This is a genomic window from Cupriavidus sp. 05T41 (assembly GCF_056396525.1).
On the sequence record NZ_JBFTLQ010000052.1, the window covers coordinates 44,989 to 57,971 of the forward strand.

General features: G+C 68.9%; 9 protein-coding genes. 7 read left to right on the forward strand and 2 right to left on the reverse strand.

Features of this window, described 5'->3' with window-relative positions:
- The first annotated feature begins 196 nt into the window (after nt 1-196).
- The 4 genes from AC1DKV_RS26460 (at nt 197) to AC1DKV_RS26475 (ending at nt 3,545) form a co-directional block, all read left to right on the forward strand.
- Entirely contained in the window at nt 197-1,312 is a 1,116-nt protein-coding gene (locus AC1DKV_RS26460; RefSeq protein ID WP_477138350.1) for a porin, read from the forward strand.
- Nucleotides 1,313-1,470: 158 nt separating this feature from the next.
- Nucleotides 1,471-2,487 (forward strand): Bug family tripartite tricarboxylate transporter substrate binding protein, encoded by a 1,017-nt coding sequence (locus tag AC1DKV_RS26465; protein WP_477138351.1) that lies wholly within the window; start codon nt 1,471-1,473, stop codon nt 2,485-2,487.
- Nucleotides 2,488-2,556: 69 nt separating this feature from the next.
- Entirely contained in the window at nt 2,557-3,075 is a 519-nt protein-coding gene (locus AC1DKV_RS26470) for a MarR family winged helix-turn-helix transcriptional regulator (RefSeq protein ID WP_441617897.1), read from the forward strand.
- A complete protein-coding gene (locus tag AC1DKV_RS26475) occupies nt 3,072-3,545 on the forward strand; it encodes a hypothetical protein (RefSeq protein ID WP_441617899.1) in 474 nt (157 codons plus the stop codon). The genes AC1DKV_RS26470 and AC1DKV_RS26475 overlap by 4 nt, the downstream gene beginning before the upstream one ends.
- Nucleotides 3,546-3,634: 89 nt before the next feature.
- On the opposite strand, the gene AC1DKV_RS26480 is transcribed toward AC1DKV_RS26475, so the two are convergent.
- On the reverse strand, nt 3,635-5,317 hold the full coding sequence (locus AC1DKV_RS26480) for a long-chain fatty acid--CoA ligase (protein ID WP_441617901.1): 1,683 nt from the start codon (nt 5,315-5,317) through the stop codon (nt 3,635-3,637).
- Nucleotides 5,318-5,477: 160 nt separating this feature from the next.
- On the reverse strand, nt 5,478-6,140 hold the full coding sequence (locus AC1DKV_RS26485; protein ID WP_441617903.1) for a TetR/AcrR family transcriptional regulator: 663 nt from the start codon (nt 6,138-6,140) through the stop codon (nt 5,478-5,480).
- Between the two features lie 215 nt (nt 6,141-6,355).
- On the opposite strand from AC1DKV_RS26485, the gene AC1DKV_RS26490 reads away from it, so the two are divergent.
- Genes AC1DKV_RS26490 through AC1DKV_RS26500 form a run of 3 tightly spaced genes read left to right on the forward strand, consistent with a single transcriptional unit; the run spans nt 6,356 to nt 12,840 of the window.
- The gene (locus AC1DKV_RS26490) at nt 6,356-8,086 is read left to right on the forward strand and encodes an AMP-binding protein (RefSeq protein WP_477138352.1); all 1,731 of its coding nucleotides are present in this window, start codon (nt 6,356-6,358) and stop codon (nt 8,084-8,086) included.
- Nucleotides 8,087-8,137: 51 nt separating this feature from the next.
- Nucleotides 8,138-11,461, forward strand: coding sequence for an acetyl-CoA carboxylase family protein (locus tag AC1DKV_RS26495; RefSeq protein ID WP_477138353.1), 3,324 nt, complete (start codon nt 8,138-8,140; stop codon nt 11,459-11,461).
- A gap of 44 nt (nt 11,462-11,505) precedes the next feature.
- Nucleotides 11,506-12,840, forward strand: coding sequence for a branched-chain amino acid ABC transporter substrate-binding protein (locus tag AC1DKV_RS26500; RefSeq protein ID WP_441617909.1), 1,335 nt, complete (start codon nt 11,506-11,508; stop codon nt 12,838-12,840).
- Nucleotides 12,841-12,983: the final 143 nt, after the last annotated feature.

Here is a 12,983-nt window from a genome sequence, read left to right on the forward strand (position 1 = left end):
TCGCCTGTCGCGGATCCGATACTCCAAAACCCTGAGTTGTGAAAAGCTGACAAGGGCAGCGAACCCGATTGTGAAACGGAGGTGGTTTGTTACAGTACTTGGCAACTTCTGACGAAGTTGGGTAAGCGGGCGAATGGAGACTCAGGAGGTTTCTCCGCTGACCACACCAATAATTCTTACGTGGAGATCATCGAGCATGAAAAAATCGCTTTTMGCGTTGKCGGCCCTTGGCCTTCTTGCTGGCGCGGCGCAGGCCCAGTCGAGCGTGACACTGTACGGCGTTGTCGACATGAACCTCGAATACGTCAGCCACCTGGGTACGCAAGTGCCTACGGCTGCCAATGGCTTCAATGCCGGCCCGGGCGACAACGCATACCGCCTGACGTCCGGCGGCCTGTCCGGCTCGCGCTGGGGTCTGCGCGGCGTGGAAGACCTGGGCGGTGGCCTGAAGGCGCTGTTCGTGCTCGAAAGCGGTTTCGGCCTCGATGACGGCAAGTMGCAGCAAGGCAGCCGCCTGTTCGGTCGCCAGGCTTACGTGGGTATCGAAAGCGCCCAGGTCGGCCGCTTCACCTTCGGCCGCCAGTACACCACCCTGTTCGACCTGCTGGCCAACTTCTCGCCCAGCGGCTACGCAACCCAGTATGAACCGGTGGTGGCCCAGCTCGGCCTGAACTTCCGCTCGGACAACACCGCCAAGTACACGGGCGTGTTCGGCCCGGTGACCGCGATCGCGCACTGGACCTTCGGCAACGGCGTGGCCGGTGGCGGCGAAGTGCCGGGGCAATTCCGCCGTGACTCCGGCTACGGTGCCGGCGTGGCCTATGCCGCCGGCCCGTTCGGCGCGACCATCGCCTACGACCAGTACAACCCGACCCTGGACGCGACTGGCAACACCGGCACGTTCAAGAAGGCCGCGGTGGCCGGCAGCTACGCCTTCGGCCCGGCCAAGATCATGGGCGGTTATCGCTGGGGTCAGTCCAAGGCACCGACCGGCGCCACGGTCCTGCGCGACGACTACTACTGGATCGGCGCCAACTACCAGGTCCTGCCGGCCCTGGGCCTGACGCTGCAGTACAACTACGACGACGTGAAGAACCTCGCCGGCGTCAACGTGAAGAACCCGTGGCAGGTCTCCTTCATCGCCGACTACAACCTGTCCAAGCGCACGGACGTCTACCTGACGACCGCATTCTCGAAGAATGCCGGCCTGAACTTCGACACCTCGGCCATCAGCTTTGCCAACGGCTACTTCCCGGGCAACGGCAAGACCACCATGGTGGGCGTGGGCMTGGGCATCCGCCACAAGTTCTAAACGCATCCACGCGGCTTTTGCAAAGGCACCTTCGGGTGCCTTTTTTCATGGCGGCGGACTAGGGCATCACCTCATCGGCACCTCCGCCGGCGGGCACTAGAATGCACAAGCCTTCGGCAGCCACCGCGCGGCCGCAGCCCGACCAACCAGGAGACACCATGCACCGCCCCCGCCGCCGCGCGACCYATATGCTGCTTGCCAGCGCCGCCAGCGCATGCCTTGCGCTGCTTGCCGGCGTCGCGCCCGCGCATGCCGCCGACCCTTATCCCAACAAGCCGATCCGCCTCGTGGTGCCGTTCTCGGCCGGCGGCACCACGGACATCCTGGCGCGCGCGGTGGCGGCCGAACTGTCCAAGCTGCAAGGCTGGAACGTGGTGGTGGACAACCGCCCCGGCGCCGGCGGCAATATCGGCGCGGACATCGTCGCCAAGGCCGCGCCCGACGGCTACACGCTGCTGATGGGCACGGTGGGCACGCACGGCATCAACCAGTCCCTGTACGGCAAGCTGCCGTTCGACCCGATCAAGGATTTCGCGCCGATCACCGAGGTGGCATCGGTCCCCAATGTGCTGGTGGTCAACCCGGCCTTCGCGCAGCAGAACCGCATCAACAGCGTCCCTGACCTGATCGCTTACGCGCGCGCCAATCCCGGCAAGCTCAACATGGCATCGAGCGGCAATGGCACCTCCATCCACCTCGCCGGCGAGCTGTTCAAGACGCAGACGAAAACCTTCATGGTGCATTTCCCGTACAAGGGCAGCGGCCCGGCGCTGACCGACCTGGCCGGCGGCACCATGCAGCTCATGTTCGACAACCTGCCGTCGTCGATGTCGCTGATCAAGGCCGGCAAGCTCAAGGCGCTGGCGGTGACGAGTGCCAGGCCGTCGCCGGCGCTGCCCGGCGTGCCCACCGTGGCCGAAGCGGCCAAGCTGCCGGGCTACGAAGCCAGCTCCTGGTTCGGCCTGCTGGCGCCGGCCGGCACGCCGCACGAGATCGTCGCGCGCATCCAGCAGGAAGTGGCGCGCTCGCTGGCCACGCCGGCCGTGCGCGACAAACTTCAGGCGCAGGGTGCGGACCCGGTCGGCAATACGCCGGAGCAGTTCGCGGCATTCATCCGCGCCGAGCACACAAAGTGGGCCAAGGTCGTCAAGGACTCGGGCGCCAAGGTGGACTGAACCCTCAGTCCGGACCCGCCCGGCGCGCGAGCGCATATACTTGAGGCATCAAACAACCTGCCTGCCGCGATGCCCACCACTACTGCCGCCGAGATCGCCGTCAAGGCCGGCGCCGATGAGCCGCCGGTCGATCTCGAAACCCGAGCCGACGATGCCAGCCACGATGGCCTGCGCCTGTGGCTGCGGCTGCTGACCTGCACCAACCTGGTGGAGGCCGATATCCGTTCGCGGCTGCGGCAGGATTTCGCCTGCACGCTGCCGCGCTTCGACCTGATGGCGCAACTGGACCGCCACCCCGAAGGCCTCAAGATGGGCGAGCTGTCGCGCCGCATGATGGTCACCGGCGGCAATGTCACCGGCATCACAGACCAGCTCCAGCAAGAAGGCCTGGTATCGCGCGAGGCGTTGCCGAGCGACCGCCGGGCCTACCTGATCCGCCTCACGCCGGCCGGGCGCGCGGCGTTCTCCAAGATGGCGCGTGCGCACGAAGACTGGATCGAGCAGTTGTTCGGCGGCCTGCCGCAGGCCGACCGGCGCGCCCTGTTCCGCCTGCTGGGCCGCCTCAAGACCGGGCTGGCAAGCGCATGAGCACGCCGCGCTGCGGGCCGCAAGCGCGCCGCCTTTGCGTGCCGCTGGCGGCATGCCTGATGCCGTTGCTGCTGGTGGCCGCCTGCCAGGGCACGCCCGCGCAGCCGAAGATCGAGGCGCTCGCCTACACCATCAAGCTGGGGCATATCAGCGCCAAGACCGCGGTGGGCACCATGGACGCCCCGGGCCCCGGCGCCTTCGATTCGTCCGTGAGCGTGGCGGCGGCGAATGGCGGGGGCTGGAACGGTGGCGCCGCCAGCGTCGGCGTCGCGGTCAACCTGAACCAGCTCTTCCACCCGCAGCCGAGGCAGCAGGTCGACCTTTACCAGTACAAGGTAACGACCGAGGATGGCACGGTCGACACCGTCAACGGCCCGGCCGCACCGGGGCTCGATCCTGGCGCGTGCGTGCGCCTGATCTATCCCGACGGCACGCCGGTCCCGCGGATGGTGCCTTCGTCCGAATGCTGAGCGCGGGCGCAGCCCGCGTCCCGGGCCTGCGCCCCCAAACGCGCAACGGCCTCCCTTGCGGGAGGCCGTTGCGCGTTGCTGTGCCTGGCTTACGCCGCCTGGCGGCTGTCGCGCAGCTCGCGGCGCAGGATCTTGCCCACATTGGTCTTGGGCAGCTCGCCGCGGAACTCCACGTACTTGGGCCGCTTGTAGCCGGTCAGCCGCTCCTTGCAGAAAGAGATCAGCTCGGCTTCGGTGAGCGCCGGATCCTTCCTGACCACGAACAGCTTGACCACTTCGCCGGAGTGCTCGTCGGGCACGCCCACGGCGGCCACTTCCAGCACGCCCGGGCACTCGGCGACCACGCCTTCGATCTCGTTCGGGTACACATTGAAACCGGACACCAGGATCATGTCCTTCTTGCGGTCGACGATCTTGGTATAGCCGCGCGCGTCCATCACGCCGATGTCGCCGGTCTTGAAGAAGCCGTCCGGCGTCATGACCTTGGCGGTCTCGTCGGGGCGGTTCCAGTAGCCTGCCATGACCTGCGGGCCGCGCAGACAGATCTCGCCGGCCTGGCCGAGCGGCACGTCGCGGCCGTCGTCGTCGCGGATGGCAATGTCGGTCGACGGCAGCGGCAGGCCGATGGTGCCGGAGAAGGCGTCGGTGTCGGTCGGGTTGCAGGTCGCCGAGGGCGACGTCTCGGACAGGCCGTAGCCTTCGATGATCGGGCAGCCGGTCCGGGCCAGCCATTTCTTGGCCACCGCCTCCTGCACCGCCATGCCGCCGCCGTTGGCCACCCGCAGGCCGGAGAAATCGACCTTGTCGATCTCCGGGTTGTTGATCAGGGCGTTGTACAGCGTGTTGACCGCCGGGAACATATTGAACTTGTACTTCTGCAGCTCCTTGATGAAGCCGGGGATGTCGCGCGGATTGGGGATCAGCACGCTCAGGCCGCCGCTGCGCATGCCCAGCAGGCAGCAGACCGTCAGCGCGAAGATGTGATACAGCGGCAGCGCGGTGATGGTCACCACCTGGTCGATCGGCGCGCCCTTGGCCAGCGCCGGCTGCATCCAGGCCTCGGACTGCAGCACATTGGAAACGATGTTCCGGTGCAGYAGCACGGCGCCCTTGGAAATGCCGGTGGTGCCGCCGGTGTACTGCAGGAAGGCGATGTCGTCGGGGCCGGTGGTGGCGGGCAGCAACTGCATGCGGCTCCCCTCTTCCAGCACGGTGTTGAAGCGCACGCAGTTGGGCAGCTCCCAGGCCGGCACCATCTTCTTGACGTTGCGCACCACGAAATTGACGATGGCGCCCTTCACTCCTCCCAGCATGTCGCCCATGCTGGCCACCACCACATGCTTGACMGGCGTGGCGGGCAGCACCTGCTCCAGCGTGGTGGCGAAGTTCTCCAGGATGACGATGGCCTCTGCGCCGCTGTCCTTGAGCTGGTGCTCGAGCTCGCGCGGCGTGTAGAGCGGATTGACGTTGACCACCACGAAGCCGGCGCGCAGCACCGCGGCCAGCACCACGGGGTATTGCAGCACGTTCGGCATCATGATGGCCACGCGCGCGCCGGGCTTGAGCCCGCGCGACTGCAGCCAGGCGGCGAACTGCCGCGAGAGACGGTCKACGTCGCCGTAGGTGATCGCCTTGTCCATGCAGACGAAGGCGCGGCGACCGGCGTAGGTACGGAAAGACTCCTCCAGCAGTGCGGCCAGCGAGCGGAACTGGCTGCTATCGATCTCGGCAGGCACGCCAGCCGGGTAGTTCTTCAGCCAAATTCTTTCCATGCACCGTCTCCTGGTTTTCTGAATGGTCGTTCGATTTTCKACAGATGCTAAACGCGCGACCCTGTTAAGACAACACGTTAGATGAAGTCCTCTGGAAGTAGCACACCATAAGACGTGAAGTCTAGCGCACAGTTCAGGGCCACTCGCGGGAATTCCCTAGTCACGCTTTTACCGGCAGGACCATCTTCATCATATTGGTGGCCAGTTCCTCGGCCAGCGCCCGCGGCTTCATGCGCCCGGGCTCGTGCCAGGTGTACATGAAGCCGACCACGCTGCCGATCGCGTGCGCGGTCACGCGCGCATCGCCGTAGTGGAAGACGCCGTCGCGCTTGCCCTCCTCCAGCAGTGCATAGAGGTCGCGGTAGAAGGCGCGCGCCATGCTGCCCAGCCACGCCACCGTTTCGGGGCGCAGGTACTGGTTGTCGCGAAAGCTCAGCGTGGCGGGCACATGGCAGTCGATGCAGCGACGCGCCATTTCCAGCAGGCATGCGCGCAGGCGCTCGCGCACCGGCAGGGCGGGGTCGGCGGTCTCGCGGATGACCGGCAGGCAGGTCTGCGCCGACTCGCGGCACAGGATGTCGAAGATTTCGTACTTGTCTGTGAAGTAGTAATAGACCGCCGGCTTGGTCACGCCCAGCGCGCGGCACAGGTCGTTCATGGTCATGCCGGGGTAGCCCTTGGTATAGAACAACTGGGCGGCGGCATCGAGGATCTGGCGGCGGCGCGCCTCCTGGCGCTCGGCGATATGCGAGCGCGCGGGCATGGCGTCCGGAGCGATGTCCGGCACGGCTTCGGCGGGAGCGGTTTTCTGTGCAGTCGGCATGATGCGATTCTCGCATGGCGGGCCGGGCGGGAAGGCCCGCGATCGGTTTGGACAAGGCCGGCGCGGCCGCGCGCGACGGGAGTACGCGGCTGGCGTACGCGCTTGACGCACGATGGCAATGCCAATAGCATCATACCCAAGGGTACATAAATATACCAAAGAGTAGATTTCGCCAGGACCGGCCGGCCTGGCGCCCCAATAAGGAGACACCGCCGATGGACGAAACCGCGTACCTGGCAGACCTGCACGCGCGCTGGCAGCGCGCCTGGCCCGCCCGCCTGCCGCGCGCCCCGCAGTACCCGCTGGGACGGCGGCCGCTCACGGAGATGCTGCGGCACTGGGGCCGCACGCGGCCCGGCCATCCGGCGGTGCTCTTCTACGGCCACGAAACCAGCTACGCCGAACTCGACGCGCAAAGCGACCGCTGCGCGGCGCTGCTGGCCTCGCACGGCATCGGCGCCGGCKACCGCGTGGCGGTGCTGCTGCCGAATTGCCCGCAGTTCCACGTCGTCTTCTTCGGCATCCTCAAGCTCGGCGCGGTCTACGTGCCGGTCAGCCCGCTCTCGCAGCACGCCGAACTGCGGCACGCACTCGCGGACAGCACGCCGAGCGCCCTGGTMGCGCTCGACCAGCTGGTGCCGCTGGTGCGCGAAACGCGCGAGGCCCTGGGCGCGGACGATCCGMTCTCGCTGCTGTTCACGACCAGCTTCGCTGAAGTGCTGCCGGCCGAGCCCACGCTGCCGMTGCCGCCGATGGCGCAGGCGCCGCCCTGCCCGTGCGAGCCCGGCGACCGGGCCATCGCCTTGCTGTCCGCGATGGCGGCCTGCACGCATCCGGCGCCCACCACGCCGGTCGCGCTCGACGCGCCGGCCGCGCTCAACTACACCGGCGGCACCACCGGCCTGCCCAAGGGCTGCATCCATACGCAAGGCGATATGGTGGACATGGCGGCCGCCTTCGGCGCGGTTTCGCTGGAGATCGCCGACGACACTGTGATGCTCGGCTTCTTCCCGGAATTCTGGATCGCCGGCGAAAACCTCTGCCTGATCTTCCCCGCCTTCTTCGGCATCCCCCTGGTGCTGCTGGCGCGCTGGGATCCCGAAACCTTCATGGCGGCGGTGCAGCGCTATCGCGTCACCAACGCATCGATGCTGGTCGACAACGCGGTGGAGGTGATGGAACACCCGCGCGTGGCGCAATACCAGCTGCGCTCGCTGCGCCATGTGGGCGTGTCCTCCTTCGTCAAGAAGCTCAACCTGCCCTACCGCCGCGCCTGGCACGCGCTGACCGGCTCGGTCATTGCGGAAAGCGCCTGGGGCATGACGGAGACGCAGACCTGCAACACCTTCACCCATGGCATGCAGGACGATGACCTGGACCTGCGCGCCCAGCCCATCTTCGTCGGCCTGCCCGTGCCCGGGACCGAGTTCAAGGTCTGCGACTTCGATAGCGGCGAGCTGCTGCCGCTCGGCGCCGAGGGCGAGCTGTGCGTGCGCACGCCGACCCTGCTCAAGGGATACTGGAACAAACCCGGGGCCACGCGCGAATCGCTGCGCAACGGCTGGCTCCACACCGGCGACATCGGCCTGATCGACGCGCACGGCTACCTGCATTACCTGGGCCGGCGCAAGGAGATGCTCAAGGTCAATGGCATGAGCGTGTTCCCCGCCGAGATCGAGGCGCTGCTCGGCCAGCACCCGGCCATCCTCGGCGCCGCCGTGGTGGGGCGCGCCGACGAGGACCGTGGCCAGCTGCCGGTCGCCTTCGTCATGCTCAAGCCGGAAGCCGCCGGCACCGTCGACGCAGCCGCGCTGGTGCAGTGGTGCCGCAGCAATATGGCTGTGTACAAGGTGCCGCTGGTACGCATCGTCGACGCCCTGCCCCTCACCGCCACGGGCAAGGTGCGCAAGCAGGACCTGGCACCGTTGCTCGAGCAACCCGGCTGACACTGCCATGCCCATCCCGTCTTCCCCGCCCCCGAACTGGTCCTTCGCATCATGACGTTCCGCAAGCTACTGATCGCCAATCGCGGCGAAATCGCCATCCGCATCGCGCGCGCGGCTGCCAGCGCCGGCCTGCAGAGCGTGGCCCTGTTCAGCGAGGACGACCGCGACGCCCTCCATGTGCGCAAGGCCGACGAGGCAGTCGCACTGGCCGGCACGGGCCCGCGCGCCTATCTCGATATCGGGCAGGTGGTGGCCGCCGCGCGCCGCAGCGACTGCGACCTGGTCCATCCGGGCTACGGCTTGCTCTCGGAGAACGCGGAGTTTGCCCAGGCCTGCCTGGATGCCGGCCTGGCCTTCACGGGCCCGGCGCCGGACGTGCTGCGCCTGTTTGGCGACAAGGCACGCGCACGCGCGCTGGCCCGCGAATGCGGCGTGCCGGTCGTGCCGGGCACCACGGGGCCGACCACGCAGGAGGCAGCGCACGCGTTCTTCGCCACGCTGCAGGCGCAGGACGCCCGGCCCGGCATGATGATCAAGGCGCTGGCGGGCGGTGGCGGGCGCGGCATGCGCGCGGTGCACGCCGCGCAGGAKATCGGCCAAGCCTATGCCCGCTGCGTCTCCGAAGCCACGGCCGCCTTCGGCAATGGCGCGGTCTATGTGGAGCGCATCGTGGACGCGCCCCGCCATATCGAGATCCAGGTGGTGGCCGATGCGGCCGGCGGCGTGATCGCGCTGGGCGAGCGCGAGTGCAGCCTGCAGCKGCGCCACCAGAAACTGCTGGAGGTGGCGCCCAGCCCCTCGCTGGACGATGCCATGCGCGCGCGCCTGGCGCAGGCCGCGATCACGCTCGCGCGCGCCAGTGCCTACCGCGGCATCGGCACCTTCGAATTCCTGCTCGGCGAGCATGGCGAATTCTGGTTCATGGAAGCCAACCCGCGCCTGCAGGTGGAGCACACCGTCACCGAAATGGTCACTGGCGTGGACCTGGTCCAGGTGCAGCTGGGCATCGCCGCCGGGCAGAGCCTGGCCCAGCTCGGGCTGGACCGGCCCCCGGCGCCGCGCGGCATCGCCGTGCAGCTGCGCATCAATGCCGAGCATCTCGACGCGCGGGGCCAGCTGCGCCCCGCCAGCGGCCGCATCAGCGCCTACGAGCCGCCCAGCGGTCCGGGCGTGCGGGTGGATGGCGCCGGCCACGCCGGCATGCGCGTCAATCCGCGCTTCGACTCGCTGCTGGCCAAGCTGATMGTGCACGAGCCCGGCKGCAACTACGAACGCGCGCTGGCGCAGGCCTACCGTGCCTTGTGCGAATTCCGCATCGAGGGCATCGACACCAACCGCCGCCTGCTGCAGGACCTGCTGCAGCGCGACGACGTGCGCCGCAATGCCATCCACACCCAGTACCTCGACGCCGCGCTCCCGGCCATGGCGGTCCAGGCCCTGGCCGGCGGCGATACCCATCCCGCGCTGCATGCGCTCGGCGAYGCCGGCGGCGCGCCGGCCGMGCACAGCGTACCGCCCGACGACCTGCCCGACGACCTGCCCGAGGATGCCGAACGCGTCAGCGCACCCATGGACGGCGCCCTGGCCGCGCTGCAGGTGCAGCCCGGCGACATCGTGCGGCGGGGCCAGACGCTGGCCATCATCGAGGCGATGAAGATGGAGCACCCGCTCGAGGCGCCGGTGGCCGGCCAGGTGCTGCGCGTGCTGGCCGCGCCCGGCGACGTGCTGCGCGCCGGCGCGCCGGTGATCGTGCTGGCGGCCGACGCGGGCGCAGACCATGCGCACGAAGCCGACGCCGCGCTGGACCCCGGCCACATCCGCGCCGACCTGCGCGACGCGCTGGCGCGCCAGGCGCTGACGCTCGATGCCGCGCGCCCCGAAGCAGTGGCCAGGCGCCATGCCCGCGGCGCACGCACCGCGCGCGAGAATATCGCGCAGCTGTGCGACGAAGGCTCCTTCATCGAGTACGGCGCGCTGGCCATCGCCGCGCAGCGGCAGCGCCGCAGCGTGGCAGACCTGGAACGCGCCACGCCGGCCGACGGCATCGTCACCGGCATCGGCACCGTCAATGCCGCGCACGTCCCAGCCGGGGACGCCCGCTGCATGGTGCTGGCCTACGACTACACGGTGCTGGCCGGCACGCAGGGCTTCTACGGCCACAAGAAGCTGGACCGCATGCTGGGGCTGGCCCGCCAGTGGCAGCTGCCGGTGGTGCTGTTCGCCGAAGGCGGCGGCGGCCGCCCCGGCGACACCGACATGCCGGTGGTGGCCGGGCTGGACTGCACCTCGTTCATCCAGTTCGCGCGGCTGTCCGGCCAGGTGCCGCTGGTGGGCATCGTCTCCGGCCGCTGCTTTGCCGGCAACGCCGCGCTGCTCGGCTGCGCCGATGTCATCATCGCCACCCGCGACGCCACCATTGGCATGGGCGGCCCGGCCATGATCGAGGGCGGCGGCCTGGGCGTGTTCGCGCCGGAGGAGGTCGGGCCGGTCAGCGTGCAGGCGCCCAACGGCGTGATCGATGTCCTGGTCGACGACGAGCCGGCCGCGGTGGCAGCCGCGCAGCGCTACCTGTCCTACTTCCAGGGCGACCTGGCGGCGTGGGAGGCGGGCGACGCGCGCGCGCTGCGCCACGCGATCCCCGAGAACCGGCTGCGCAGCTACGACATGCGCCACGTGCTGGCAACCCTTGCGGACCAGGGTTCGGTGCTGGAGCTGCGCGCCGCCTTCGGTACCGGCATGATCACCGCGCTGATCCGCATCGAAGGACGGGCCTTCGGCTGCATCGCCAACAACCCGCGCCACCTTGGCGGCGCCATCGATGCGGCGGCCGCCGACAAGGCCGCCCGCTTCATGCAGCTGTGCGACGCGCACGGCCTGCCCATCGTCTCGCTGTGCGATACGCCCGGCTTCATGGTGGGCCCGGAGGCCGAGAAGACCGCCACCGTGCGCCACGTGTCGCGCCTGTTCGTGACGGCCGGCGCGTTGCGCGTGCCGTTTTTCACGGTGGTGCTGCGCAAGGGCTACGGCCTGGGCGCGCAGGCCATGGCKGGCGGCAGCTTCGCCGCGCCGTTCTTCACCGCCGCCTGGCCCAGCGGCGAGTTCGGCGCGATGGGAATCGAAGGGTCGATCCGGCTGGGCTTTCGCAAGGAGCTGGAGGCGGTGGCCGATCCGGCCGAGCGCGAAGCCCTGTTCGCACGCATGGTGGATGCGGCGTACCAGCGCGGGCGCGCGCTCAACATGGCGAGCCACCTGGAAATCGACGCGGTGATMGACCCCGCCGATACGCGCCAGTGGCTGCTGCGCGGCCTGGCTTCGGTGCCGGCCGTACGCGGCGCGGAGGCGGCGCCGGCACGCCGTTTCATCGATACCTGGTGAGCAGCGGTAATATCGCTGGTAAGCAATGGGAGAGGGGATCGGCAATGCTTCATGATTTGATGCGCCTGGCCGGCGCAGCCGCCAGGATCGCGCGGCGCGTGGCCGCGTTGGCGGCATTCGCACTGGCCGGCGCGCTGCCGCTGCAGGCACATGCCCAGGCAGCGCAGCCGGACGTCCGGCAGGCGCCGGCGGCCGGCACGGGACCCATCAAGGTCGCGTTCATCGACCAGCTCTCCGGCCCGCTGGCCAATGTCGGCGAGATCTTCCTGGCCAACCTGAAGTTCGCGCTCGACGACGCCAATGCCCAGGGCGGCGCGCTGGGGCGCAACTACGAGTTGCTCACCTTTGACAACAAGCTGTCTCCGCAAGCCAGCCTGACCGCGCTGCAAGCCGCCATCGATGCCGGCGCACGCATCATCTTCACCGGCGCCTCGGGCTCGCCGGTGGTGAGCGCCCTGGCCGAAGCCGCCAACCGCCACAACGAGCGCAACCCCGGCCAGCGGGTCCTGATCATCAACTACGCCTCGCTCGATCCCGACCTGACCGGCATGCGCTGCAGTTTCTGGCTGTTCTCCACCGAGGCGAACACGGCCATGAAGATGCGCGCGCTKGCCAATTTCGCGCGCGGCGACAAGTCCATGCACAAGGTCTTCCTGCTGAACCAGGACTACACGCAGGGCCGCGTGTGGGCGGCACTGGGCCGGCAGATGATCTCGAATGTCCGGCCCGACGTGGAGTTCGTMGGCGAGGCGCTGCACCCGATGGCCAGGGTCAAGGACTTCTCGCCCTATGTCAGCATGATCAAGGCCAGCGGCGCCGACACCGTGATCACGGGCAACTGGGGCCAGGACCTGAGCCTGCTGGTCAAGGCGGCCGGCGACGCCGGCTATGAGCTGAACTACATCAACCACAGCGGCGGCGGCGCGCCGGGCACGGTCACGGCGGTGGCACAGGCGAAGAACGCACACCTGACCTGGGTGGCTGAATACTTGCCCAACGGCGACGACCCCGCGCTCAACGCGCTTGCCGCGCGCGTGCGGCAAACCTCCGCCGGCGAGTATTTCGCGCCGCGCGTGCTGATCGCCGTGCAGATGCTCACCGAAGCGATGCGCCGCGCGCAGTCCGACGAAGCGGCCAGCATCGCGCTGGCGCTGGAAGGCATGCAGTATCGCTCTGCGGTCGGCGAAGTGATGATGCGCAAGAGCGATCACCAGTTGCTGCTGCCCCAGGTGGTGTCCACCATCGCGCCGGTGGACGGCAAGACGGTCAAGGTTGGCGTGGAGGGCACCCAGTACGGCTTTCGCTTCGACAGCATGACCCCGGGACCGGACCTGAGCATGCCGTCGATGTGCCGGATGAAGCGGCCCGCGGGCAGCTGAACGGCCAGGTCAGGGCCTGGCCGCGGGCGCGGCGAATGTGTCGCGCGTRGCCGGCGCGGCCGGGGTGTCCGGCGCGCCGCTGGCGAGTGCCGCCCCGGGCGCGGCGCCGGATGACGCGCCGCCCTCCGCGCCCTCGCCGGCCT

What these genes read in the sequence shown, in the direction of transcription:
- AC1DKV_RS26470 (WP_441617897.1), top strand. Translation starts at nt 2,557, where the DNA reads ATGCCCACCACTACTGCCGCCGAGATCGCCGTCAAGGCCGGCGCCGAT.
- AC1DKV_RS26475 (WP_441617899.1), top strand. Translation starts at nt 3,072, where the DNA reads ATGAGCACGCCGCGCTGCGGGCCGCAAGCGCGCCGCCTTTGCGTGCCG.
- AC1DKV_RS26485 (WP_441617903.1), bottom strand. Translation starts at nt 6,140, where the DNA reads ATGCCGACTGCACAGAAAACCGCTCCCGCCGAAGCCGTGCCGGACATC.